21 protein-coding genes and 1 pseudogene are annotated in these 23,920 nt (G+C 65.0%); 11 read left to right on the top strand and 11 right to left on the bottom strand.

The genetic code is table 11. From position 1 onward, the window contains the following. Positions 1-3 precede the first annotated feature (3 nt). Complete coding sequence (phnG, locus tag ACP2YP_RS37105) at positions 4-417, bottom strand: phosphonate C-P lyase system protein PhnG (RefSeq protein ID WP_426421247.1); 414 nt, start codon at positions 415-417, stop codon at positions 4-6. A 158-nt stretch (positions 418-575) separates the two neighbouring features. Between phnG and phnF the strand changes: the two genes are divergently transcribed. After that, entirely contained in the window at positions 576-1,304 is a 729-nt protein-coding gene (gene phnF, locus ACP2YP_RS37110) for a phosphonate metabolism transcriptional regulator PhnF (protein WP_426421248.1), read from the top strand. Between the two features lie 161 nt (positions 1,305-1,465). Here the strand turns inward: phnF and phnE (ACP2YP_RS37115) are convergent, their stop codons facing one another. From phnE (ACP2YP_RS37115) to phnC, 4 genes are all read right to left on the bottom strand, one after another. Further along, a complete protein-coding gene (gene phnE / locus ACP2YP_RS37115; RefSeq protein WP_426426408.1) occupies positions 1,466-2,215 on the bottom strand; it encodes a phosphonate ABC transporter, permease protein PhnE in 750 nt (249 codons plus the stop codon). Between the two features lie 92 nt (positions 2,216-2,307). After that, the gene (gene phnE / locus ACP2YP_RS37120) at positions 2,308-3,192 is read right to left on the bottom strand and encodes a phosphonate ABC transporter, permease protein PhnE (protein WP_426421249.1); all 885 of its coding nucleotides are present in this window, start codon (positions 3,190-3,192) and stop codon (positions 2,308-2,310) included. A gap of 70 nt (positions 3,193-3,262) precedes the next feature. Then, positions 3,263-4,192: a phosphonate ABC transporter substrate-binding protein gene (gene phnD, locus ACP2YP_RS37125; protein WP_426421250.1), complete on the bottom strand. Its 930-nt coding sequence runs from the start codon at positions 4,190-4,192 to the stop codon at positions 3,263-3,265. 64 nt (positions 4,193-4,256) lie between these two features. Continuing rightward, complete coding sequence (gene phnC / locus ACP2YP_RS37130) at positions 4,257-5,066, bottom strand: phosphonate ABC transporter ATP-binding protein (RefSeq protein WP_426421251.1); 810 nt, start codon at positions 5,064-5,066, stop codon at positions 4,257-4,259. A gap of 201 nt (positions 5,067-5,267) precedes the next feature. Here phnC and ACP2YP_RS37135 point away from each other — a divergent pair. The 3 genes and pseudogenes from ACP2YP_RS37135 to ACP2YP_RS37145 all read left to right on the top strand — a co-directional run. Then, a pseudogene (locus ACP2YP_RS37135) lies at positions 5,268-5,480 on the top strand (chloramphenicol acetyltransferase); the annotation flags it as partial. Continuing rightward, on the top strand, positions 5,477-6,670 hold the full coding sequence (locus ACP2YP_RS37140; protein WP_426421252.1) for an alpha-D-ribose 1-methylphosphonate 5-triphosphate diphosphatase: 1,194 nt from the start codon (positions 5,477-5,479) through the stop codon (positions 6,668-6,670). The pseudogene ACP2YP_RS37135 and the gene ACP2YP_RS37140, both read left to right, overlap by 4 nt. Before the next feature lie 18 nt (positions 6,671-6,688). Continuing rightward, on the top strand, positions 6,689-7,387 hold the full coding sequence (locus ACP2YP_RS37145) for a DUF1045 domain-containing protein (RefSeq protein ID WP_426421253.1): 699 nt from the start codon (positions 6,689-6,691) through the stop codon (positions 7,385-7,387). Positions 7,388-7,506: 119 nt separating this feature from the next. Here ACP2YP_RS37145 and ACP2YP_RS37150 read toward each other — a convergent pair whose 3' ends face one another. From ACP2YP_RS37150 to ACP2YP_RS37170, 5 genes are all read right to left on the bottom strand, one after another. Then, positions 7,507-8,445 (bottom strand): dihydrodipicolinate synthase family protein, encoded by a 939-nt coding sequence (locus ACP2YP_RS37150; protein ID WP_426421254.1) that lies wholly within the window; start codon positions 8,443-8,445, stop codon positions 7,507-7,509. 139 nt (positions 8,446-8,584) lie between these two features. Further along, a complete protein-coding gene (locus tag ACP2YP_RS37155) occupies positions 8,585-10,666 on the bottom strand; it encodes a methyl-accepting chemotaxis protein (RefSeq protein WP_426421255.1) in 2,082 nt (693 codons plus the stop codon). Positions 10,667-10,788: 122 nt separating this feature from the next. Next, positions 10,789-11,559, bottom strand: coding sequence for an enoyl-CoA hydratase (locus ACP2YP_RS37160; protein ID WP_426421256.1), 771 nt, complete (start codon positions 11,557-11,559; stop codon positions 10,789-10,791). A gap of 12 nt (positions 11,560-11,571) precedes the next feature. Continuing rightward, positions 11,572-12,033 (bottom strand): MarR family winged helix-turn-helix transcriptional regulator, encoded by a 462-nt coding sequence (locus tag ACP2YP_RS37165; RefSeq protein WP_426421257.1) that lies wholly within the window; start codon positions 12,031-12,033, stop codon positions 11,572-11,574. Between the two features lie 45 nt (positions 12,034-12,078). Next, positions 12,079-12,687, bottom strand: coding sequence for a TetR/AcrR family transcriptional regulator (locus ACP2YP_RS37170; protein ID WP_426421258.1), 609 nt, complete (start codon positions 12,685-12,687; stop codon positions 12,079-12,081). Positions 12,688-12,829: 142 nt separating this feature from the next. On the opposite strand from ACP2YP_RS37170, the gene ACP2YP_RS37175 reads away from it, so the two are divergent. The 3 genes from ACP2YP_RS37175 to ACP2YP_RS37185 all read left to right on the top strand — a co-directional run bounded on the left by ACP2YP_RS37175 (position 12,830) and on the right by ACP2YP_RS37185 (position 17,460). Then, positions 12,830-14,074, top strand: coding sequence for an HlyD family secretion protein (locus tag ACP2YP_RS37175; RefSeq protein ID WP_426421259.1), 1,245 nt, complete (start codon positions 12,830-12,832; stop codon positions 14,072-14,074). Continuing rightward, on the top strand, positions 14,016-15,638 hold the full coding sequence (locus ACP2YP_RS37180; RefSeq protein WP_426421260.1) for an MDR family MFS transporter: 1,623 nt from the start codon (positions 14,016-14,018) through the stop codon (positions 15,636-15,638). Before ACP2YP_RS37175 ends, ACP2YP_RS37180 begins: the two co-directional genes overlap by 59 nt. A gap of 109 nt (positions 15,639-15,747) precedes the next feature. Then, positions 15,748-17,460, top strand: a complete 1,713-nt coding sequence (locus ACP2YP_RS37185; protein WP_426421261.1) for an ATP-dependent Clp protease adaptor ClpS — start codon at positions 15,748-15,750, stop codon at positions 17,458-17,460. A gap of 33 nt (positions 17,461-17,493) precedes the next feature. Here ACP2YP_RS37185 and ACP2YP_RS37190 read toward each other — a convergent pair whose 3' ends face one another. Then, entirely contained in the window at positions 17,494-19,155 is a 1,662-nt protein-coding gene (locus tag ACP2YP_RS37190) for a tannase/feruloyl esterase family alpha/beta hydrolase (RefSeq protein WP_426421262.1), read from the bottom strand. A gap of 289 nt (positions 19,156-19,444) precedes the next feature. On the opposite strand from ACP2YP_RS37190, the gene ACP2YP_RS37195 reads away from it, so the two are divergent. The 4 genes from ACP2YP_RS37195 to ACP2YP_RS37210 all read left to right on the top strand — a co-directional run bounded on the left by ACP2YP_RS37195 (position 19,445) and on the right by ACP2YP_RS37210 (position 23,914). Continuing rightward, positions 19,445-20,503 carry a toxic anion resistance protein gene (locus ACP2YP_RS37195; RefSeq protein ID WP_426421263.1) on the top strand — a complete coding sequence of 353 codons (1,059 nt, stop codon included), beginning with the start codon at positions 19,445-19,447 and terminating at the stop codon, positions 20,501-20,503. 61 nt (positions 20,504-20,564) lie between these two features. After that, positions 20,565-22,148: a substrate-binding domain-containing protein gene (locus tag ACP2YP_RS37200; protein WP_426426410.1), complete on the top strand. Its 1,584-nt coding sequence runs from the start codon at positions 20,565-20,567 to the stop codon at positions 22,146-22,148. Next, positions 22,149-22,805: a 5-bromo-4-chloroindolyl phosphate hydrolysis family protein gene (locus ACP2YP_RS37205; protein ID WP_426421264.1), complete on the top strand. Its 657-nt coding sequence runs from the start codon at positions 22,149-22,151 to the stop codon at positions 22,803-22,805. It begins immediately after the preceding gene. Then, on the top strand, positions 22,805-23,914 hold the full coding sequence (locus ACP2YP_RS37210; RefSeq protein WP_426421265.1) for a hypothetical protein: 1,110 nt from the start codon (positions 22,805-22,807) through the stop codon (positions 23,912-23,914). The genes ACP2YP_RS37205 and ACP2YP_RS37210 overlap by 1 nt, the downstream gene beginning before the upstream one ends. The last annotated feature ends 6 nt before the right edge of the window (positions 23,915-23,920 follow it).

Raw genomic sequence — 23,920 nt, forward strand, 5'->3', positions numbered from 1 at the left:
GCCTCACCCCTCACCGCGCACCATGGTGTAGAAATCAACCTTCGTCGCAGCGGTCTCTTCCGCCGTCTGCTTGCGCCGAATCATAAGCTCCTCACGCAACGGCGCGATAACGTCGCGCTCCACGAGCCCGCCAAAATCGCGCGACTGCGCCAGCGCGTCGCATAGCGCGATCAACCGCGCCTTCTCGCCATCGCGCCCGAGCGTGTAGCCGAAGCCGACCTCGCCGCTCGCAAGCCGCACCGCGGCGCGCGACACCGTTGCTTCGCCGAGATTGAACGGCGCGCCGTCGCCGCCGACCCGGCCGCGCAACATCACCAGGCCGTTCTCCGGCGCGCGCAAATCCTGATGGCCGGGCAAGGGGATCGCGCGGAGGCGGGCGGCGATCTCGCCTGCCTCCGCGTGCGCCAGCACGGCCATGGCGGCCTGGCGCTGGGCTTGTTGAGTGTTGTGCTGGGTCACCGAATCTACCGACCTTGCCGAATTCAAGTTGTCTATGATACTAGACAACTTGATACGGAAACGCCATGACTGTTTCGTGACAAACCTGTGATTTTCGGGCTAGGCTGGCCGCCGACATGAGCATGCAGGACACCGCCTCATCAGGCGTCGCGCTGTGGCGCCTCGTTGCCGATGGCATCGAGCGCGGCATCGCCGACGGCCGTTTTGCCGCCGGCGACAAGTTGCCGGGCGAGATGGAGATCGCCGAAACCTATCGCGTCAATCGCCACACGGTGCGGCGCGCGCTGGCGGCCCTTGCCGAACGCGGCATCGTGCGCGCCGAGCGCGGCAGTGGAACCTATGTCGAGGCGCAGAAGCTCGCCTATCCGCTGCGTTCGCGCACGCGCTTCTCCGAGATCGTCGGCGCCGAAGGCCGCGAGCCGCATGGCCGGTTGATCGAGGCGTCCGATGATGTCGCGACCCGCGACCTCGCGCGCGAGCTGGGCTTGAAGGTCGGCGCGCCGCTGGTGCGGATCGAGGCCATTCGCCTCGCCGACCGCACGCCGATCTGCGTCTCCACCACCTGGCTGTCGGCGGAACTGTTTCCGGGCGCGGGCGAGGTGTTTGCCGCGACGCGCTCGATGACAAAGCTGCTCGAGCATTACGGCGTCCGCGACTACCGCCGCGGCGCCACCCGGATCACCGCCGGCATCGTCGACGCCACCGACGCCGCGCGGCTCGACCTGCCGCTGGGGCGGCCGATCCTGGTGGTCGATGCGACGGACCTCGATCTCGAGGGCAAGCCGCTGGTGACCAAGCACTCGCGCTTTGCGGCGGAACGGGTGGAGTTTTTGGTGGAGCCGTAGGGGGAGCTGCCTGATCTCCCTCGCCCCGTTCTTACGGGGAGAGGGTTGGGGTGAGGGGCTGTTTCCACGATCACGGTGAGAGCTAGTTTCGCGGAGAGTCCCCCTCACCCGCCGCGCTGCGCGCGTCGGCCTCTCCCCGCACGCGGGGAGAGGCGAAGAAGCTACGCCACAGCCCTTCGCCCGATGATCGCGAACCGCAGCTTGCCCGAGATGAAATCGATCGCGGCGACCGCGACCAGGATCATCAGGATCAGGAACGACACCTTCTGCCATTCCAGCACACGGATCTGCTCGGCGAGCTGGAGGCCGATGCCGCCGGCGCCGACGATGCCGATGATGGTGGCCGAGCGGGTGTTGGACTCGATGAAATAGAGCACCTGGCCGGCGATCACAGGCAGCACCTGGGGCATTAGGCCAAACCGGATTTCGTGCAGCGTGCTGCCGCCGGAGGCGCGGATGCCTTCGACCTCCTTCTGGTCTGCGCCTTCGATCGCCTCGGAGAACAGTTTGCCGAAGGCGCCGAAATCCGACACCGCGATGGCGAGCACGCCGGCAAACGGCCCGAGCCCGACGACGTTGATCCACACCAGCGCCCAGATCAGCGTGTCGACGCCGCGGATCGAATCGAGGAAGCGGCGCACGGGGAAGCGGAGAATATTCGGCACGATATTACGCGCGGCGAGCAGGCTGACCGGCAGCGCCAGCAGCGCGGCCAGCGTGGTGCCGAGCAGAGCGATCGAGAGCGTCTCGCCCAGCGCCTTCAGATAGAGCGGCAGCGACGAGCCGGGATCGGGCGGGATCATCATCATGCTGATCCAGCCGAGCTGGCTCAGTCCGGAGATCAGGCGCGCAGGCGAGAAATCGAGATCGACCAGGCCGAACACGAAGATCGCCAGCGCCGCGACGAGCATCAAGGGCGTCGCCAGCCGCGACGACGCCGGGCGGTTGAAGACATCGGGATAGCGCGCGCGGATTTCCGCGGTATTCACTTCCGGCGGCTTGCTCACGTCCGCGCCTCCTTGCCGAACAGGCGGCCGCGCACCCAGCCGGTCGTAATGTCGATCAGGAAGACCGCGACGATGATCGTCACGAGGATCGCGCTGACGTCGGAGTAGTAGAATTTTCGGATCGCGACGATCAGTTCCTGCCCGATGCCGCCGGCGCCGACGAAGCCCATCACCGAGGCCTCGCGCACGTTGATCTCGAAGCGCAGGAGCGCGTAGCTGGCATAGCCCGCCGAGACCTGCGGCAGGATCGCAAAGCGCATGCAGGCGACCCAGCTCGCGCCAGTGGAGCGGATGCCCTCGACCGGCTTCATATCGGCATTCTCGACGATCTCCGAGAACAGCTTTCCGAGCGCGCCGGTGGAGTGGATCGCGATTGCGAGCACGCCAGCCATCGGCCCCAGGCCGAAGGCGATCACGAAGATCAGCGCAAAGACGATGCCGGGCACCGTGCGGGCGAACTCGAGCAGGCGCCGCACCGTGAAGCGCAGCCAGGGCGCGGGCGAGGTGTTTTCAGCGGCGAAGAAATTGAGCGCGAAGGCAAGGACCGCGCCGGTCAGCGTGCCGACATAGCTGATGAGCAGCGTCTCGCCGAGTAGCTTCAGCCATTTGTGCCAGCCCCAGAACCACTCGCCGACATTGGTCCAAACCCGCTGGCCGCTGTCGAGCGTGAGGATGCGGTCGAAATAGCTGATGAAATTGCCGAAATAAGTGAAGAAGGTGCGCAGGTTAACCTCGGCGCCGATCGAGGCCACGATTAGCGCGGCGATGAACAGCGCGGCGCCTGCCAGAAGCCGCAAACGCTTGCGCGCGACTGCCTTGCGGTAAGCGATGTTCAGCGCCGCAAGCTGCGGCTCGGGAAGGATCGAAACGGCGAGGGTCATGTCTTCGATAGTCCATCAAGAAAAAGAGCCGGGTCCAGCGACCCGGCTCCAGTACGTCGTCCTGACGAGGTCAGGTCGCCTTCTTGCGCAGAGCGTCGACGAACTTTATCAGCTCGATGGTCTTGTTGTAGTCGTCGTTGGCGATCGGCTCCCACGGCTTGTTCTTGCCGTCGGAGAGCTTCTTGAACGCCTCGGGGTCTTTCTGCGCCGCATCGAGGAAGGCCTTCTTGATCGCGGCCTTCATGTCGTCGGGCAGATCGCTGAGATAGGCGTAGGGCGAATTGATGATGAGGTCGGACTTCACGATGATCCGGAAGTCTTCCTTCTTCATCACGGTGCCGTCGGTCGACTTCACCATGCCCTTGTTGAGCATGCGGGTCAGGTTGGAATCGTCGTCGGCGTTCCACCAGTTGGCGGCGACGTCGACGGTGCCCTGGGCCAGCGCCAGCACAGCATTCTCGTGGCTGCCGGTGAAGACCACCTTGGAGAAGTAGGCGTCGGGATCGATGCCCATTGCGTTCAGCTTGAAGCGGGGCATGTTGTTGCCCGAGGTCGAGTTCGGATCGACAAGCCCGAGGTTCTTGCCCTTGAGGTCTTCGATCTTCTGGTACGGTGACTTCGCCAGTACGTAGAACACCGAGTAGTAGCCCTTCGAGCCGTCGGCATTGACGTCGATGACGAACGCGTCGGTCTTGACGCCGGTCAGGCGGGCGCGCGCGAACGAGGCCGGGCCGTAATAGCCGATGTGGATGTTGCCGGCGCGCTGGCCCTCGATGACAGCCGCGTAGTCGTTGGCGACACGCAGTGTCACCTTCACGCCGAGCTCCTTCGACAGATAATTGATGAAGGGACCATAACGCTCGGTGACGCCCGAGCCGTTCTCGGCCGGGATCACGGCGAAGGTGATCTCCGGATACTTCGACTTCCAGTCTTCGGCGGAAGCGGATCCGGCGAAGGTGAGCGCGGCGGCGCCTGCGAGAATTAATCTGCGAGTGATCATGATACCCTCTTCATCGGTTGGGGTCTGTGGACGCAAAAACTGGCAATCGAGGATGCGGCGCGGCTCAAGCGGCCGCGGCGGTACCGAGTGCCGGAACACCCTCGGGTGCCGGCGCAGGCGTGCCGCCCATGACGTCGGCGGCTTCGAGATCGTAGAGCTCACGTGCGACAAGGTCGGTCAGCGCGGACGGCGCGCCGTCGAACACCACGCGGCCCTGCGCCATGCCGATCAGGCGGTCGCAATAGCTGCGCGCCAGGTCGAGCGAATGAAGATTGCAGAGCACGGTGATGCCAAAATGCTTGTTGATGCGCAGAAGCGCATCCATGACGATCTTGGTGTTGCGCGGATCGAGCGATGCGATCGGCTCGTCGGCGAGGATAATGTCGGGCTGCTGCACCAGCGCCCTGGCAATCGCGACGCGCTGCTGCTGGCCGCCGGAGAGCTGGTCGGCGCGCTGGGCGGCGAGCGAGGCAATGTCGAACTGTTCCAGCGCCGACATCGCCAGCGCCTTGTCGTGTTCGGGCCAGGTCTGCGTGAGCGAGCGCCAGGCCGGCATCGTGGCCAGACGTCCCATCAACACGTTGGTCAGCACGTCGAGCCGGCCGACCAGGTTGAACTGCTGGAAGATCATCGCAGATCGCGCCCGCCACTGCCGCAGCTCTTTGCCGCGCAGCGCCGTAACGTCGAGGCCGTCGAACATGATGCGGCCCTGCGTCGGCGTCACCAGGCGGTTGATGGTTCGCAGCAGGGTCGACTTGCCGGCGCCGGAGCGCCCGATCACACCGACGAAGCCGCCGGGGGAGATTTGAAACGAAGCGTCGTCCACCGCGGCTTTTGCGCCGAAGCGGCACGTCAGACCTTCCACCACCAGCATGCAGGGCTCCAGAGTAGCTGGAGGCCACCGCTAGCGCCGGCACTTGACACTTGTGTGACATGCACATCGCAGTGCGGCGATCCTACACACCCCACCCCCGTCATCGTGCTGTCATGACATTGTCATCAAGCCACTCGATGACGAGCGCCCGCCCCCGAAATTCTAGGATGCAGCATGGCCAAGGTGCCTTCGGTCCAACCGACCATCGTCGCCGGCAATCCGGCGCGCATCGTGCGGCGGCGGTTCTCGGAAGAGGTTGCCGGACGGCTCGCCAGGCTGGCATGGTGGGACTGGGATCACGACAAATTGCGTGCGGCACTGCCCGATTTCCGCAAGCTCGCAATTGAAGATTTCCTGACGGCATACGAAGCAGGGGCACATTCCTCTGCCAGCAAACGAAGCGCGGTCGCGTGACAGACATTTTCATCGAAGGTGGCCGGGCCCTGATCGGCTCCGAGCTCGCCGAAACCTCCCTTGCAGTATCGGGAACCGACATCGCGCAGATCGATGCGTCTCGCGGCCGCGCGCGGCTGGCGATCGATGCGCGCAACCTGCTGGTACTGCCGGGCATCGTCGATCTGCACGGCGATGCCTTCGAGCGACAGATGATGCCGCGCGCCGGCGTCGATTTCCCGATCGACGTCGCGCTTGCCGACACCGATCGCCAGGTCATCGGCAACGGCATCACCACGGTGTTCCACGCCACGACCTGGTCGTGGGAGCCGGGCCTGCGCAGCGGCGACAATGCAAGGCGCCTGCTCGAGGCGATCGAGCGGCAGCGTCCGCACTTCGCCGCCGACACCCGCTTTCACCTGCGGCACGAGACCTACAATCTCGATGCCGAGGCCGAGATCGGCCAATGGCTCGCCGAGGGGCGCGTCGACCTGTTCGCCTTCAACGACCACATGGACGGCGTCGTCGCCGACATCTCCAATCCGCGCAAGCGCAACCGCATGGTGGAGCGCACCGGACTGTCGAGCGAGGCGTTCGACAAGCTCGTCGCGCATATTGTCTCGCGCGCCGCCGATGTTCCGGCTTCGATCACCCGGCTCGCCGCGGCGGCTCGTGCGGCCGAGGTGCGGATGCTGTCGCATGACGATGCCACCCCGGCGATGCGCCAGGGCTTTCGTGCCCTGGGCGTGAGGCTCGCCGAGTTCCCGATCAACGAGGAGACGGCACGCGAAGCCGCAGATCATGGCGACGCCATCGTCTACGGCGCGCCGAACGTCGTGCGCGGCGGCAGCCACACCGGCTGGACCAGGGCCTCGGACATGATCGCGAAGGGGCTCTGCTCGGTGCTGGCATCCGACTATTACTATCCGGCGCCGCTGCTCGCCGCCTTCCGCCTTGCCGCAGACGGCGTGCTGCCGCTGACGGAGGCCTGGAAGCTGATCTCGTTAGCACCGGCGCAAGCGACAGGCCTCACCGATCGCGGCACGCTCGCCGCAGGCCATCGCGCCGACATCCTGCTGGTCGACGACAGCACGCCGCAGCGGCCGCGGCTGGTCGCAGTGATCGCCGCCGGCAAGCTCGCGCATCTCACCGATGCGACGCGGCTGCTCGGCACTGCGGTGATGCCGCGCGAGACTGTCGTCGCGGCATAAATTGGTTACGCTCAGGCAATGACAGGTTTTCCCCGCTACGCGATCTATTTTGCCGCCGGCGCCGACCATGCGCTGTCCCGCTTCGGCGCCGGGTTGCTTGGCTATGATGCCTATACGGGCGACGAGATTTCGTTTCCGCAGGACGCCCTGCATGTCGCGCCGGACTGGCGCGACATTACCGCCGATCCCCGCAAATACGGCTTTCACGGCACGCTGAAGGCGCCGATGGCGCTGGCGCCCGGCAGGACCGAGGCCGAGCTCGTAGCGGCCTGCGCGACATTCGCCGAAAAGGCGCGGCCGATGCCGGTGATCCAGCCGGTGGTCGATACCATCAGCGGCTTCATTGCCGTCATCCCGGCCGAGCCAATCGACGCACTCCGGCAACTGGCGGCCGACTGCGCTCGCGATTTCGATTCATTTCGTCGGCCCCTGACGGCGGAAGACCGCGCGCGGCGAAGACCCGAAAAGCTCAGCGAGCGGCAGCGTGAATATCTCGACCTCTGGGGCTATCCTTACGTCATGGAAGAATTCCGCTTCCACATGACGCTGACGGGGCGGCTGGATGCGGAGCGGCGCTGGCCGATTCTGGAGATGCTGCGGGCGAGATTTGCGACGCTAAAGCTCGCTACGCTGGAGATCGATCGCGTCACACTGTTCAGGCAGGATGATGCCAAGGCGCGGTTCCGCATCGTCGGCGAGTGGAAGCTGGCGAGTTAGCCCGGGTCGCACGGCAATCTCCGTCATTGCGAGCGAAGCGAAGCAATCCAGAAATGTCTCTGCGGTGATAGTCTGGATTGCTTCGTCGCAAGAGCTCCTCGCAATGACGGTGGAGAGACCTACTTCCCCCACCGCAACGCCAGCGCGTCGCGCTCCTTGGCCAATTCCAGCAATCCCGCCCGTGTCGCCGGATGCAGCGGCTGCAGCGGATGACGGACCGTGTCTGACTTGATCACACCGCCGGCCTGCATCATCGCCTTGCAGGCGATCAGGCCGCATTGGCGGTTCTCGTAGTTGATCAGCGGCAGCCAGCGTTCATAGGCGGCCTTCGCCTCCTCGCGCTTGCCGGCAAAATAGGGATCGATGATTTGGCGAATGCCGTCGGGATAGCCGCCACCGGTCATGGCGCCGGTCGCGCCCGCATCGAGATCGGCGAGCAGCGTGATCGCCTCCTCGCCGTCCCAGGGACCTTCGATATCCTTGCCGCCCGCTTCGATCAGGCTGCGGAGCTTTGATGCCGCGCCTGCGACCTCGATCTTGAAATAGCGGATGTTGCCGAAGTCGCGCGCCAGCCGCGCCAGCAGCTCGACCGACAGTGGCGTGCCGGCCACCGGCGCATCCTGGATCATGATCGGGATGTTGATCGCACCCGAAAGCACCCTGAAGAATTCGACGATGCCTTTCTCCGGCACGCGGAAGGTGGCACCGTGATAGGGCGGCATCACCATGACCATGGCCGCACCGGCGGCCTCGGCCTGCTGGCTCCGCGCCGCACACACGGCCGAGCTGAAATGAGTGGTGGTGACGATCACGGGCACGCGGCCTGCGACTTGCTCCAGCACCGCATGCATCACGGTCTCGCGCTCGGCGTCGGTCAGCACGAACTGCTCGGAGAAATTGGCGAGAATGCAGATGCCGTTCGAGCCGGCATCGATCATGAAATCGATGCAGCGGCGCTGGCCCTCGAGGTCGAGCTCGCCGTGCTCATCGAAGATGGTGGGCGCAACCGGGAATACGCCGCGATAGGGGCGCTGGGCGCTGTGTGGGGTGACCGGCATCGAAATTATCTCCCTGTGGTCTTGCCGCTAGTTTTGATGCGCCTGCGGGGTATGTTAGAGCATGGTACCGCTACCATTTACAGGGCGCACGCGCGCGCGGCAATGCCGATCCGCGCGCCGTTGAACAGGGAATGCAAGCTTAAGCAGTCTTCACCGCGCCAAGGAAGCCCTCGACCGCGACGCGGAGGCGGTCGGCGTCCGCCGACATCTTGGTCACGGACTGGAACAGCACCGTGCCGGCATTGCCGGTCTTCTGGTTGAGCTTGGCGACGCTGCCGATGGTATCGGTGACCTCACGGGTGCCCTGGGCGGCATGCTGGAAGTTGCGCGAGATCTCGGTGGTGGCCGCACGCTGCTGTTCCACGGCGGCGGCAATCGCGGTCATCTTCTCGTCGATGCCGCTGATGGCGCCCCCGATCGAGCGGATGGCGGCGACCGCCTGCCCGGTCGCACCCTGAATTTCCTCGACCTGACGCGAGATTTCTTCCGTTGCGGTCGCGGTCTGCGCCGCGAGGCTCTTGACCTCGCCGGCAACCACCGCAAAGCCGCGGCCGGCTTCGCCGGCGCGGGCCGCCTCGATGGTGGCGTTCAAAGCTAAGAGGTTGGTCTGGCCGGCGATGGCGTGGATCATCTTCACGACTTCGCTGATGCGGCCCGCGGTCTGGTCGAGGATCTCGACGGTGGCGTTGGTCTGCTCCACCTGCGACACCGCTTCGCGGGCATCGCGTGCACTGGACTGCACCTGCGCGGAGATTTCGCCGACGGAGGCCGAGAGCTCCTCGGTCGCAGCCGCAATGCTTTCGAGATTGTTGGTGGCCTGCTCGGCGGCTGAAGAGACCGCAGCCGTCTGGCTGCTCGATTCCGACACCAGCGTGCGCACTTCGGTCGCGGTGGCATCGAGCTCCTTGGTCGACGCGGCGACGCTGTGGATCACCGCTTGCACGGTGTCGTCGAAACTACGGCACGCGTCATCGACGGTACCGGAGCGGGCAAGCTGCAGCGCCTGCTGCGATTCGCGCTCCTGGCCCAGACGTTCCGCGGTCGCCGCGCTCTCGCGCAGGCTTTCGAGCGCGGCGGCCATAGTGCCAAACTCGTCGGGATATCGGGATTGCGGAACCGGCGTCGCATAGTCACGGGCGCTGATCCGGGCGATGGCGTCGAGAATGGCGCGCACCGGACGCATCAGGCGATTGCGCACGACGTACACGCCGGTGAGCGTCACGGCGAGCGCCAGCAGGAAGGCCAGCGACTGCACCACGAGGTTGGTCAGCGCCTTCGCCTGTACCGTCTCGGCGCGCGCGATTGACTGGTCGAGCGCCTTGGTCGCGACAGCAACGATCAGCGGGAACGGCGACTGGCACAGCGTGTTCCACTCCGAAGCTGCCATCGCCGGCTTGCCGCTGCCGTCAAAATTCTTGGTGATATCCCCGATCTGCTTGAGGACGCCCTCGGTCTTGACGCGCGCCTCCTTGGCCGCGGTGACCAGTTCCCCCGCCACATCGGGCGCGGCCAGCAGTTCGTCCATGCCGGACCAGCCAGAGGCGATGGTGCCGTCCCATTGCGCCACCGACCGCTTCTGGGTGTCGTCGAGCGGCTTGCTGCTGTTGACGTTCGAACGCAACATCGAGCAATGGATTCCATAGCGGTCGCGCACCTGCCAGGCGAGACGGCGGACCTGGATCATGCGGGCGATAAAGGGATCGTCCATCCAGGCGCGGTTCGATACCGCGGTCGAGGCAAGGTTCGCGGTCTCGATGACTTTGGTGACGGCGTCGTACCAGGAATTGGTCCGCTCGATCTTGCGCTCGGCGCGCGGACGCTTGGCCTCGTCGTAGAACAGCTGGAATTGCGGTGCGGCCTCGCTCCAGCGCTGCTTCAGCGTGCTGGCAAGCTCGTCGCGGCGGACGAAATCGACAGTGGCGAGCGCGGCACTGATGCCATCATAACCGCCCTGCTCCGCCTTTTCGGCTTCACCGAGCTTGCTGTGCGGATCGTCCTCGCCAAGGATGGCGCTCTGAGCGTCGCCGCGATTGTTGCGCAGCGCCAGCACCCCGTGGAAGATCGCCTTGTCGGCCGCGGCGAGCCGCGCCGTCTCGAGACTGTCGCTGTAGCGGCCGAGAGCCCCGACCATCTGGATCGCCGTGCTGGCCAGCGCGCCGGCGGCCAGCAAGGCCATCAGGGTCAGGAGAAGCGAACTTACCGAATTCCTAAACATGGACATGGGTCAAGGGACCTGCGCTTCACGAGCGGCCACCTTGCCTTGCGACATGCCAACGTTCCGTTAAGGTTTTAGTCAAATGCCGGGAGTTCCCGGCTTGCCAAACCTCTAGTCAGGCCTGGGCGTCACGCGACCTTCGTGAAATCCGGCGGGCGGCGTTCGGCAAACGCCGTGAAGGCCTCGCGCGCCTCGGCCGTGCGCAGGCGCTGTGCGAACTGCTCGCCCTCGGCCTGCATCTGCGCGACCAGCGCCTCGCCGTTGCGCATCAGCTTCTTGGTTGCGGTGAGTGCACCGGCCGGCTGTCGGGCAAGACGCTGGGCGAGCGCGAGCGCCTCGGCGTCGAGCTTGGCGAGCGGCACCACGCGGTTGGCCAGGCCCCATTCCAGCGCGGCTTTGGCCGGCACGGTCTCGCCGAGGGCGAACATCTCATAGGCGCGCGCATAGCCGATGCGCGCCGGCATCAGCAGGCTCGACGCGGCCTCCGGCACCAGCGCAAGACTGACGAAAGGCGTCGACAATTGCGCATTGTCGGCGAGCACGATGAGATCGCAATGCAAGAGCATCGTGGTGCCGACGCCGACGGCGCGGCCCTGCACCGCCGCAACCAGCGGACGGGTGCAGCGCGCCAGCGACTGGATGAAGCGGATGACGTTGCGGCTGCCTTCCGACTTGCCGGCAGCGACCGCGGCGAACTCGCCGACATCGTTGCCGGCGGTGAACATGTCGCCCTCGCCGCGGATCAGGATCACGCGGACGGACGGATCAGACTCCGCGGATTCGATGGTGTCGGCGAGCTTGCCGTACATCGCATCCGTCAGCGCGTTCTTCTTGTCAGGGCGCGCCAGGGTGAGCGTGAGAATTCCACCCTGGTTCTCGATCCGGACATGCTCGGTCATGGGTCTCTCCTGTTATTCCTCTGGGTCTCTCGTCAGGTCTCTTGGAAACTTGTCCTGAATGCTCGTCAGCCAGCGCGCGACGATGTCGATCTCCGCGCTGGTAAATCCTTCGGTCAGCGCCGCGTTGACCGTAGCCGCGTCGCTCTTCGCCTGCGCCAGCACGGTGCGGCCCTTTGGCGTCAGCCACACGCGCCAGGCGCGCCGGTCCTCGCGGTCAGCCCGCCGCTCGACCAGCCTCGCCGCAGCACTGCGATCGACCAGGCCGGAGATGCCGGCCGGCCCCATATCGAGCGCCGCGCCCGCCTCGCCCATCAGGACGCCGTCCTGCTTGCCGAGGATGAACAGCAGCCCCGCCTGCGCCGGCGTCACCTCGTTCGAGGGCTGCGCCGCCATCCAGCGCTGCAACCGTCGTTGCGCGACGTTCAGCAGATAGATCAGCCGATGATGCCTCGCCGCGGTCTCTTTACTTCGCATGCGAAATACATAGCGGAAGCGGATTTGATTGTCAAAAGTGCGCCGCTAGGACGATTTGGCGCGGCAGCCGTCGAGGAACAGCGCCGCGCAGGTCTGCACGCGACGTTCGATTTGCTTGCGTGACGGCAGAGGTGCACCGCCATAGATCGCGGCGCGCTGCGGCGCCGATGCGACCATGCCGATCAGCATGCCGGCCACTTCCTCGACATCGTCGATGACGATCCGCTTGCGCTTGACCTGAAGGCGCAGCCAGCCGGCAAGTGCTTTGGCGGTGCGGGCAATGCCGTTGGTGTAGAAGTTTGCAGCGAGCTCGGGAAATGTGGCGGATTGCTGCAGCACCATGCGCTGCAGCGCCACGACTTCCGGATCGAGCGCGAGATCGGCGCAAGCCATCAGCGCGGCGCGCAAGCCCGTTTCGATGTCGACGTCATCGCTGGCCTGGAGATCGACGGCAGAGAGCAGCCGCTCGAGCCTGTCTGCGCACATCGCCTCGAACAGCGCAGCCTTGCCGGGAAAGAGGCGATACAGAGTCTTGGTCGAGATGCCCGCGCGGCGCGCCAGCTCTTCGGTGCTGGTCGCAGCATAGCCTTCGACCGCGAACGTGTGCCGCGCGGCTTCGAGGACGATTGTCTTCGTCTCCTCGTCGCTGCGCACCGGCGGGCGTCCGCGCGGGCGGCACTCACTTTCCGATTTTGCCTGAGCCATGTTTTTAAATGATGCCTGTCATTCCATTGACAGTCCCAAAGCTAGTCCTATTTTGGAAATCGTCAAGTTTCCTAATTCAGGGGAGCCGGCCATGACCGCGCACACCGACCCGTCCAAGATTGAAGCCAAACTGGTTCCAACCGCCGCTCCGGAGGGCTTCCTGCCCACCGTGCCGCGCCGAAAGCTGAACCTTCGCAAGTTGTTGTTGGCGGGGGTGGCCGCCCTGACCCTCGCCGGGGCGAGCTGGTATGGCTACGATTACTGGACCGTCGGGCGCTTCCTCGTCTCCACCGATGACGCCTATGTGAAGGCCGACAACACCACCATCGCACCGAAGGTCAGCGGCTATCTCGACCGCGTTCTGGTCGGCGATAACGAGCATGTGAAGGCCGGCCAGGTGCTGGCGCGCATCGACGACCGCGACTTCCGTGTCGCGCTCGACCAGGCCAAGGCCGATGTCGCCGCCGCGAATGCGACGATCACGAGCAAGCGGGCGCAGCTCGACGTTCAGGACGCAGTGATCGCCGCGGCCAAGGCGACCATCGATGTCGACACGGCCGCGAAGACCTTCGCGCAGCAGGAGAACAAGCGTTACACGGATCTCGCCGCGACGGGCTATGGCAGCGTGCAGAACGCGCAGCAGGCGCAGTCGCGCAACGCCGGCGCCGAGGCCGCAATCCAGCGCGACACCGCCAATCTTGCCTCCGCGCTCAAGCAGGTCGAGCTCCTCAAGGCCGAGATCGCGCAAGCCAACGCTGCGGCTGCCCGCGCGGCCGCGCTCCAGCACCAGGCCGAGCTCAATCTCGGCTACACCACGATCGTCTCTCCGATCGACGGCGTCATCGGCAACCGCACGCTCCGCGTCGGCCAATATGTCCAGGCCGGAACACAGCTGATGTCGATCGTGCCGGCCGAAGGCGCCTATGTGGTGGCCAATTTCAAGGAGACCCAGCTCACTCACGTCCGCGCCGGCCAGCAAGTCGAGATCGAGGTCGATACCTTCCCGGGCCAGGTCGTGCACGGCCACGTCGATTCCATCGCGCCGGCCAGCGGCCAGGAGTTCGCCCTGCTGCCGCCGGACAACGCCACCGGCAATTTCACCAAGATCGTGCAGCGCATCCCCGTGAAGATCGCGCTGGATGCCGAAACGCAGCCTGCGATCGAGCTGCGGCCCGGCATGTCCGTCATCCCGACGATCGCAACCCGTTCAGCGCCGACCGCGCAAGCGGCAACGACGCCCAAGGCGAAAGCAAAGCTTGTTTCCGGAGGGTCGTGCCATGTCAAACAGCCTCTCAATCTCGACGCCAGCACCCGCAACACCGGCCGCGACGCCTGAGCGCGTCGCAGCCGATCCCAATCGCGCGAGCGCCACGATCTGGATCGCCGTCTTCGCGGCGATGATCGGCGCCTTCATGGCGATCCTGAACATCCAGATCACCAACGCCTCGCTGCTCAACATCGAGGGCGGCATCGGCACCGGTGTCGACAACGGATCCTGGATCTCGACCTCGTACCTGATCGGCGAGATCATCGTGATTCCGCTGACCGACTATCTGTCGCGGGTGTTCTCGTTCCGCAACATCATGCTGAGCTTCGCCTCGCTGTTTGCGGCCTTCTCTGTCGCATGTGCGTTCACCCACGATTTGCCATCGATGATCGCGATGCGTGGCTTCCAGGGCTTCTTTGGCGGCGTGCTGATCCCGATGGCCTTCACGCTGGTCTTCACCAAGCTGCCGAAGGGTCAGCAGCCGATCGGGCTCGCGATGTTCTCGCTCGCCGTGACGTTTGCACCCGCAATCGGCCCGACCATCGGCGGCTATCTCACCGAGAATTACGGCTGGCAGACCATTTTCTATGTCAACGTGCTGCCCACCGCGGTCATGGTGACCATCCTCTTCCTCACCCTTGAGCGTCAGCCGATCAACCTCGGACTGCTGCGCGAGGGCGACTGGTTTGGCATCGCGACCATGGCGGTCGGTCTCGCCTCGCTCCAGGCCGTGCTCGAGGAAGGCAACAAGGATGACTGGTTCGGCTCGCCCTTCATCGTGCGGCTCGCCATCATCGCCGCGGTCAGCCTGTTGCTGTTCATCTATAACGAGCTCGTGGTCGAGAAGCCGTTGCTCCGTCTGCGCCTGCTGACGCAGTGGAATTTCGGTGTCGGCACGCTCGCCGCGGTGTTCCTCGGCTTCGCGCTGTTCGGCTCAGTCTATCTGCTGCCGGCCTATCTCGGCCAAGTGCAGGGCTACAATGCCGAGCAGATCGGCAACGTGCTGGCCTGGACCGGCCTGCCGCAGCTCCTGCTGATTCCGCTGGTGCCGAAACTGATGCAGCGGTTCGACACCCGCTACATCGCCACCGTAGGTCTGCTGCTGTTCGCCGCGAGCTCGTTCATGAACATCATGATGTCGGTCGATTACTCCGGCGATCAGTTCTTCATCCCCAACGTCGTGCGCGCCGTGGGACAGGCGCTGACGCTCGCGCCGCTGTCTGCGCTCAGCCTCGGCAGCGTCGCGCCGCAGGATGCCCCCGCCGCTTCGGGCATCTCTAACATGATGCGCAACCTCGGCGGCGCCATCGGCACCGCGGTGCTTGCCACCATTGTCACCAAGCGCGAGCAATTCCACTCCAACATCATCGGTCATTCCGTGACGCTCGGCCGCGAGGAAGTCCGCACCCGCATCGCGCAGATGACCGACTACTTCATCGCCCATGGCGTGCCGGACCCCAACGCCGCGCGCGAGCAGGCGATCATCGCGCTGGGCAAGACGGTGAAGCGCCAGGCGCTGGTGATGGGCTATTCGGACACCTTTGCCGTCATTGGCGTGGTGCTGGTGCTCGCCGCCATCGCAGTGCTGCTGACGCGCCGGGTGAAGGCGGCCGGCGGGGGTGGCGCGCACTAGACCTCGCCTATGATTGCAATTTGTCGCGGCCGTCACGCTTGACGGCCGCTTCGTTTTATGTTCCCTATTCGTTCTGTTCAATCATAGATTGTCTCGGAGATCTTTCGTGATGAGTAGTATGCGTAGCGAGAGCCAGCCGACCCAGCTCGTCATTCATAATGACGACGATACGCCGGACCAATTCGTGATGGATCTGCTCCGTCAGGTTTTCGGCAAAACCGAGCGTGAAGCGACCGCGCTGATGACTCAGATCGAGCAGAAGGAAAAGGCGATCTGCGGGCCTTACCCGCAATCCGTCGCCGAGGCCCTTTTCAAATCCGCACAACAATCCATCGGCGTGGCCGGCCACCGGTTGCAGGTCACGCTTGAGGCGATCAAGACTGCTTGCGAACTCTGTGGCAAGCGGGAGGGGAAGACGGACGTTCGGATCGGCAACCGCACGGTCTGGCTGTGTGGCGAATGCATGCGTGCAGCGGACGGGCCCTCGAACGAACAAGATTTCGACTTTGCCTGCGACGTCCTTGATTGGCACTTTGCCGCCATCGCGCGCAGTAAACTCGTGACCACGATCCGCCAATTTCCTGGCCACATGCGGGTCGATGTCCAGGCAGCAGTCGATCGGCTCTTCGGCAAGGCGATCCGGTTGTTCGGGCTGAACGAGGAGCAGCGCTATGAAACGCTGTCGATTTCGCGGCTTCTCAAGAGTGGCCGCTATGCGGTCGCGATCGCCCCGCTGCAATATTCAGACGTCGACGTGGGCGAGAAGAGCCCGGTCAAATGTCTGGATAACGGACTATGGCTGTGCGGGCAGGATCATCTCCGCTATGCGGTTTTGCTCTGCGCCCACCGCGAATACAGTCGCGAGCCGGGTATTCGGATCGAGATCCTGGTGCCATCGGGCTCAGCAGGCGCGGCCCTGGTCCAGCAATGCTTCAGCGAGTTGGAAGAGGCCGTCCAGGCCGCACGGACTTATCGCGGCAAGATCCTGTCGCTCGATGCCGACTCCGACTATCGCGGGCGGTCGCGCGGCATCACCGTGCATCGATTGCCGCAGGTCGCGCGCAACGAGGTGATCCTGCCGGAGCAAACCCTACGGCTGCTCGATCGCAATGTGCTGAACTTCGTCGGCATCCGCGAACAATTGCGGCATCTTGGCCAATCGACGCGCAAGGGGATCTTGCTGTACGGGCCGCCAGGCACCGGCAAGACCCATACGATCCGCTATCTCGCGACACACCTGCCTGGACACACGACGCTGATCATCACCGCCGAGCAAATCGGCCTGCTCGGAGCCTATATGAGCCTGGCACGGCTGCTGCAGCCGTCGATGGTGGTGATCGAGGATGTCGATCTCATCGCGCGCGATCGCGACGACATGGGGCCGTGTGAAGAATCCATGCTGAACAAGTTGCTCAACGAGATGGACGGACTGAAGGAGGATGCAGACATCCTGTTCGTCCTGACCACCAACCGGCCCGAGGACCTCGAAGGCGCGCTCGCCGGTCGCCCGGGCCGCATCGATCAGGCGATCGAAGTGCCGCTCCCTGACGAGTCTGGCCGCGGCAAGCTGGTCCGGCTCTACGGCAAGGAACTGCCGCTCGACGATGCGGTCATCGCCGAAGCCGCACGCCGCAGCGAGGGCACGAGCTGTGCGTTCATCAAGGAATTGATGCGACGGCTGGCGCAGGCGAGCCTGGCGCGCGATGGCGGCAACTCGGTGATTTCAGCCGATATCGACGAGGCGCTCGATGACATGCTGTTCTCGGGCGGCCGGCTCAATGCGCAATTGCTCGGCGGCGCACAGGCCATGGCGGCGGGGTAACACCCGCCACTATAGCAGTCGGCTCCGGCCGCCTTACGGCGCGCAAGCAAAGCTCGCCGCCGCCGTCACCGGGCCGCTCTTGTAGTGCGGCCAGGCCGGCCAGCGGCACAGCGGCATCGCGCGCGTCACGGCAAATGACGGCGCTTCGACCTTCTGCTCGGTGACTTCGAGGTCACCGGGCGCGGTGCCCTTCTCGACCCAGTCGACCAGCGCGCTCAGCATATCGACATTGGCGGGCGCGCCGGAGCCGACATGGTCGACGCCGGGCGCGGTGTAAAGCCGCGCGAACTCCGCGGTCTCGGCCTTGCCGAGCTTGCGCTCGACGCTCTCGAAATAGCGGATGCCGGCATAAGGGCTCTGCGCGTAGTCCGCCATGTGCTCGAGCATGATCAGCCGGCCGCCGTGGGCGCGGAAGCGGCTGAGATCGGGATCGGTCGAATCCATGAGGCTCGAGACCTCGAGCAGCCGCGCCTTGTGCTCCTCCACCTTGTAGGTGGTGACGTCGAGCTTGGGATCGCGCGCGAACACATATTGAATGCCGCCAGCGCCGTAGACCCAGGCGATGCCGTTGTTGGGCGCGGGCGGCTGCGCCGGCGGCGCGGCGCCGAGCCACCACGCCATCCAGCCGCCGGTCGGCCCGACCGCCGGCGTATCCTCACCCGACACGCCCCAGCCCGGATAGTCGTCGAGGCCGTTGGCGAGCGTGAACGGGAATTTGTAGGTGGCGTGCAGCGTATCGACGGCCTTGATTTGCGCGTCTGTGAGGCACTGATCGCCGCTCTTGCCGCCGGCGCAACGCAATGTCTCGACCTTGAACGCCGCCTTGCAAGCGACAGGGTCCTGCACCAGCGCGTCGTCGGAGCCGTCGGCCTTGTCGCAAGCGGCCCGCACCGCATCGCCGACAAGCTTGACCTGCGCCGGATTGATCCAGCCCTCGCCCATGGTGACGAGACCGGAGCGGGTGCCGGCATGCTGCAAGCCGACCCAGTTGATGACAGGCACGCGCGCAAAGATCCCGTCGAAATCATCGGGATAGCGCTGCGCCATGGTGAGGCCTTCGCGGCCGCCCTCGGACGAACCCATGAAGTACATTTTGTCCGGCTTCTTGCCGTAAGCGCGCTGCATCAGCACGACCGCGGCGTCGCGCACCTTCTTGTAGGCGCGATGGGCAAAATTCTCGAACGCCTCGTCATTCAGCGCGAACAACTGCGGCGGCTCGCCCGGCTTGGACTCATGACCGGAATCGGTGCCGTAGGTGACGAAGCCGCGCGCGAGTGGCGACGGCTTGTCGAACGGATAGGCCGGCGGCAAACCGAGGCCGGTGATCAGCACGCCGTTAAAACCACCGCCGCCATATTGCACCGAGCGCCCGTTCCATTCGACGGGCAGATTGACCTGGAATTTGACCGGCGGTGCCTTGGGATCCACGGGCTCGATATGACCGAGCACCTTGCAGAAGACGGGATTGGCCGGCGTGATGCGTCCCGACGGCGTCGGTCCGCGCTCGGCGACAGCGAGCTGAGACGCTGTCTGCAACGTCGCGGTGTCGATCTTGACGGCGTCGGGGCCGCCGACGAGACCCTTGCAAACGGTATCCGCATCCTCGGCCAGTGTCGCCGCGAACGCGCCGGTCGCGCCCAGCGCCGCTGCCGTCCCCACCAGCCATCCACATAGCTTCGCAATCCTGCGCGCCATCGTTTCCATCCCCACTTGTTGTCGTTCAGTCCTACATTCCTGCCGATTCAATGCGACTGATCGCCTGCCGTCAATCATCGCCACGCGTCGCCATTCGCGGGTCGATTCCGGCACGCTGTCTCCCGTAAAGAACTGAACTCACTGCAAAATTCCGTCCGGCGACAGAACGCGAACGGCCTGTCCGCCGACCAAGTCCACAGGCTGTCATCAATCTGTCAGATGGGCCGGGCTTTCCTGCCCGAGCGGCAGGACGTGCTATCCTGCCTCGACAAGAACCAAGGAGCGAATGGTGAGCGAAATCATCAATGTCCCGGCACTGCCGACGGATGCCTCGGCCGTCGCGCGCATCAAGTCCGAGATCGACATTTCGGATCGGTCGCGCCTCGTCACGTTCGGCGAGCGGGCCCAGCGCTCGGTGGTCGAGTTCGCCGACCGCATTCTCGCCCAAACCCAGAACCGCGAGCTCGGCAGCACCGGCAAGTTGCTGACGGATGTCCTCGGCAAGGCACGCGGGCTCGATGCCGCTGACCTCAAGGACAAGGGTTTTCTGACCCGGATATTCTCGTCGGCGGAGGCCCGGCTGCGCCGCTTCACCGAGCAGTTCAACGACGTCGCTTCGCAGATCGACCGCGTCTGCGTCGAGCTCGACCGCAACAAGGAGGTCCTGCGCCGCGACATCGCACTGCTCGACGATCTCTATGAACAAACCCGCGGCGCACTCGGCCAGCTCGATACGCACATCGCGGCCGGCAAGGCGTTCACTGAGGAATTCCGCGGCGGCAAGCTCATCGAGATGGAGCAAAGCGCCAAGGCTCAAGGCGCGGGCAGCGACGCGATGCTCGCCGCGCAGACCTATCAGGACGCGCTCCAGGCGCTCGACCGGCTGGAGAAGCGCGTCTTCTATCTCCAGCAGGCGCGCCAGATCGGCATCCAGCAGTTACCGCAGATCCGCATCGTCCAGTCCGGCGACGAGACGCTGATCGAGAATTTGCAGGCCACGACCGAGCTGACCATACCGGTTTGGAAGCAGAAGATGATCCTGCTACTCGGATTGAACCGGCAGAAGTCTGCGCTGGAGCTGCAGAAGACGGTCACCGACGCGACCAACGAGATGATGCGCCAGGCGTCCGAGATGATGAAGACCCAGGCGATCGAGATCGAAAAGCAGTCGCAGCGCGGCATCGTCGATATCCAGACCCTGGAGAAGACCAACCGGGACCTGATCGACACCATCACGGGCGTACTCACCGTGCAGGAGCAGGGCCGCAACAAGCGCGCCGAGATCGAGCACCGGATGGCGGAACTAACGGATGAGTTGAAGACCGCGATCTCCAAGGCTGCGCCTTGAGGCGTGCTGCGTCCATGAAGCGTCTTCACAAGGGCAGTTGCATGAAGGCTCACGCATGAAGATGTTCCGTTTCCTGCGGCGCCGGCTGGCATTGCTCGCAGCGGTGCCGCTGATGGCCGCCCTGTTGTCGGGCTGCGGCGGGCCAGGACCGCAATTCACCATTCTCTCGGGCTCGGAGAACGACATCCTCGAGCCGTTGGTGCAGGAATTCTGCAAATCGCGCAACGCGACCTGCACCATGCGCTATCAGGGTTCGCTCGACATCGCGCTGGCGCTGAAGGCCGGCGATCCCGGCGCAGACGCGGTGTGGCCGGCCGCCTCGATCTGGATCGACATGTTCGACACGACAAGGCGCGTGAAGATGGTCAAGTCGATCGTGCAGATGCCGGTCATTCTCGGCGTGCGGCTTTCCAAGGCGCAGGAGCTGGGCTGGATTGGTGCCAAGGTGACCGCCAAGGACATCCTCGCGGCGGTCGAGGGCGGCAAGCTGAAATTCCTGATGACGTCGGCGACGCAGTCGAATTCGGGAGCCGCGGCCTATCTTGCGATGCTGGCGGCCGGGATCGGTAAGCCCGACTTGATCGAGGCCGGCGATCTCGACAAGCCCGAGGTGCTCGCCACGGCGCGCGGATTACTGAAAGGCGTCGAACGCAGCGCAGGCTCCAGCGGCTGGCTCGCCGACCTCTACCGCGACGGCGAACGCAATGGCGCGCATTACCAGGCGATCTGGAACTACGAAGCCGTCATCAAGGAGACCAACGACAAGCTGATCGCCGACAACCACGAGCCGCTCTATGCGATCTATCCTGCTGACGGCGTCGCGATTGCCGACTCGCCGCTCGGCTTCGTCGATCGCGGCCGCGGCAAGGACGTCGAGGGCTTTTTCACCGATTTGCAGACCTTTCTGCTCAACGGCGATGCCCAAGCCAGGATCGCCAAGACCGGCCGGCGGGTCGAGATTGGCCGCGCCACACCGCTTGCGGCCGACCCGAAGACGAATCTCGATCCATCGCGGCCGGTGACCGTGATCCGTCCACCGGAACCCGCGGTCATTCAGAAGGCGCTCCTGATCTATCAGGAAGCGCTGCGCCGGCCGTCGCTGACCGCGCTCTGCCTCGACGTCTCCGGCAGCATGCAAGGCGCCGGCGAAACGCAGCTGCTCGACGCGATGCGTTTCCTGCTCACGCCGGCGCGGACCCGCGAGGTGCTGGTGCAATGGACAAAGTCGGACGAAATCCTGGTCCTGCCATTCAGCGATCACATTCTCTGGTCGGCGCGCGCCAGCGGCGACGAGAACGAGCAGACCGGCCTGCTCGCACGCGCGCTCGAATTGCGCGCCGGCGGCGGCACCGACTTCTATACCTGCGGTGCCCAGGCGCTCGCGGCCATGAAGCCGCAGCTCAACGACGGCCAGCATCTGCCGGCAATCGTCATCATGACTGACGGCAAGAGCCAGGGCGCAATGTCGACGTTCGAGAGCGCCTGGCGCGCCGATGGACATCGCGTGCCGGTGTTTGGGGTGACGTTCGGCGCCGAGGTAGATCGTGCTCAGCTCGACAATCTGGCAAAGCTGACCGGCGGACGCGTGTTCGACGGCAGCAAGAGTCTCACCGACGCGTTCCGCGCCGTACGAGGATACAACTGAATGGCCGCAATGCCGTCCGGGCTTGGCTGGATCGCGGGTGGAGCGGCAGCTGCGGTGCTGCTGCCGTCGCTCGCGATCGGGCTCGCCATGCCGTTCTGGATCGCGCTCGCGATCAGCGCGGCTGCCGGGGGCGGCATCGGCGTGGCGCTGGCGCCGAGGAACCGGTTCGCCGCGCTGGAAGCCCGCGGCGTCGCCCGCGGCAAGATCGAGTTCGCAAACGAGCTGCTGGCCGAAGCCGAGCCGCTGGCCGAACGGATGGAATATACCGCATCGGCAATCCGCACCCGCGCGGTCGCCGACCGCATCCGTCATCTCGTGCAGATCGCCCGCGACATTTTTGCAGCCATCGAGAACGATCCCTTGCGGCTCGACCGGGTGCGACGGTTCCTGACCTATTATCTGCCGCGCGCAGCCGAGATCGCCGAAGCCTACCGCACGCTGGAGAAGAGCGCCGTGCCTGACACCGCGCGCCTTGCAGCCACGGGCGACATGATCGAGCGGCTCGACGGCGCCTTCACCCGCTATGCCGCCCATCTCAGGGATGCCGACCTCGACAAGCTGGACATCGAGCTGAAGCTGTTGAAAAGCTCGCTTGACGAGGACATCGGCCCGATGCCGCCGGCAACGCCGGTCGAGACCAAGAGAGGAACGTCCTGATGGCTATCTCGCGCCGCGCCTTCGGCATCGGCCTCGTCGCTGCGAGCGCGGCGGCGACCGGCGGCTATGTTTACCTGCGCGAGCATCCCGAGATCGCCGGTCGCTTCGGCGAAGCCAAGCGGCTGTTCGGCTTTGCCGGCGGCGAGAAGGAGGGCTTTCTCGCCAACGCCCGTGTCAAGAACACGCTGGAGCGCCGATTCGGATTGATCCTCGACGGCCGCCGCGCGGGCTCTGTCGAAATGGTTCGCGAGCGCGCACTGCTGGACCAGAAGCCGCAATTCCTCTGGCCATCGTCTTCCGTGCTGGTCGAGGTGGCGCGCTCCTCGGGCGTCAAGATCTCGCGCGACCAGGTGATCTTCAACTCGCCGATCGTGCTCTATTCCTGGGATCGCATTGCCGACGGCCTCGTGAAGGGCGGCATTGCCCAGCCTGCCGGTGGGCCACGCTACACCGTGGATCTGTCAAAGCTGCTCAAGGCCATCATCGCCGGCGAGAACTGGTCGGCGATCGGCGTCTCCGACCTGTTCGGCCGTGCCCGGGTGGTCTCGACCGATCCGAACAAATCCAATTCAGGTTTTATGTTCGCAGGCCTTGCAGCGAGTCTGTTGTCTGGCGACGTCGTTATGTCGGAGACGCTGGGCAAGATCGACGGCGATGTCGCCACCGTGTTCCGCCGCATGGGCTTCAAGCCGCCGTCATCCGGCAAGCTGTTCGACGATTACATCGCCGGCGGCGCGGGCGCGCAGCCGCTGATCGTCGGCTATGAGAACCAGCTGGTCGAATGGGTGCTGCAGGATGCGGACCGCTGGAAACGGCTGGAGGCCAATGCACCGGCCAAGCCCGTCATCCTCTATCCGCAGCCCACGGTGTTCTCGGCCCATCCGCTCATCAGCATCGAGCGTCAGGCCGACGATCTCATCGAAGCCCTGATGAGCGAGAGCCTGCTCGAAATGGCCTGGGAGGATCACGGCTTCCGCGGACCGCTCGGCACCATCGGCAAGGCGCGGAACGCGCTGTTGCAGTCGCGCCTGCTCGAACGGATCGACGCTGTGCTGCCGATGCCGGACGCGCCGGTCATGCTGGCCTTGCTCGACCGGCTGGCGGCATAGGCGGCG

Origin of the sequence: Bradyrhizobium genosp. A (assembly GCF_049949275.1) — a bacterium.
Lineage (GTDB): Bacteria > Pseudomonadota > Alphaproteobacteria > Rhizobiales > Xanthobacteraceae > Bradyrhizobium.

Excerpts from the sequence above, each read along its gene's own strand:
- ACP2YP_RS37190 (WP_426421262.1), bottom strand. The coding sequence starts at position 19,155 with ATGGCGCGCAGGATTGCGAAGCTATGTGGATGGCTGGTGGGGACGGCA.
- ACP2YP_RS37150 (WP_426421254.1), bottom strand. The coding sequence starts at position 8,445 with ATGCCGGTCACCCCACACAGCGCCCAGCGCCCCTATCGCGGCGTATTC.
- ACP2YP_RS37145 (WP_426421253.1), top strand. The coding sequence starts at position 6,689 with ATGACAGGTTTTCCCCGCTACGCGATCTATTTTGCCGCCGGCGCCGAC.
- phnD (WP_426421250.1), bottom strand. The coding sequence starts at position 4,192 with ATGATCACTCGCAGATTAATTCTCGCAGGCGCCGCCGCGCTCACCTTC.
- ACP2YP_RS37185 (WP_426421261.1), top strand. The coding sequence starts at position 15,748 with ATGAGTAGTATGCGTAGCGAGAGCCAGCCGACCCAGCTCGTCATTCAT.
- phnC (WP_426421251.1), bottom strand. The coding sequence starts at position 5,066 with ATGCTGGTGGTGGAAGGTCTGACGTGCCGCTTCGGCGCAAAAGCCGCG.
- ACP2YP_RS37165 (WP_426421257.1), bottom strand. The coding sequence starts at position 12,033 with ATGCGAAGTAAAGAGACCGCGGCGAGGCATCATCGGCTGATCTATCTG.
- ACP2YP_RS37180 (WP_426421260.1), top strand. The coding sequence starts at position 14,016 with ATGTCAAACAGCCTCTCAATCTCGACGCCAGCACCCGCAACACCGGCC.
- phnE (WP_426426408.1), bottom strand. The coding sequence starts at position 2,215 with ATGCTCGTCGCGGCGCTGGCGATCTTCGTGTTCGGCCTGGTCGATCTC.
- ACP2YP_RS37160 (WP_426421256.1), bottom strand. The coding sequence starts at position 11,559 with ATGACCGAGCATGTCCGGATCGAGAACCAGGGTGGAATTCTCACGCTC.
- ACP2YP_RS37200 (WP_426426410.1), top strand. The coding sequence starts at position 20,565 with ATGTTCCGTTTCCTGCGGCGCCGGCTGGCATTGCTCGCAGCGGTGCCG.
- phnE (WP_426421249.1), bottom strand. The coding sequence starts at position 3,192 with ATGACCCTCGCCGTTTCGATCCTTCCCGAGCCGCAGCTTGCGGCGCTG.
- phnG (WP_426421247.1), bottom strand. The coding sequence starts at position 417 with ATGGCCGTGCTGGCGCACGCGGAGGCAGGCGAGATCGCCGCCCGCCTC.
- ACP2YP_RS37205 (WP_426421264.1), top strand. The coding sequence starts at position 22,149 with ATGGCCGCAATGCCGTCCGGGCTTGGCTGGATCGCGGGTGGAGCGGCA.
- phnF (WP_426421248.1), top strand. The coding sequence starts at position 576 with ATGAGCATGCAGGACACCGCCTCATCAGGCGTCGCGCTGTGGCGCCTC.
- ACP2YP_RS37175 (WP_426421259.1), top strand. The coding sequence starts at position 12,830 with ATGACCGCGCACACCGACCCGTCCAAGATTGAAGCCAAACTGGTTCCA.
- ACP2YP_RS37210 (WP_426421265.1), top strand. The coding sequence starts at position 22,805 with ATGGCTATCTCGCGCCGCGCCTTCGGCATCGGCCTCGTCGCTGCGAGC.
- ACP2YP_RS37155 (WP_426421255.1), bottom strand. The coding sequence starts at position 10,666 with ATGTCCATGTTTAGGAATTCGGTAAGTTCGCTTCTCCTGACCCTGATG.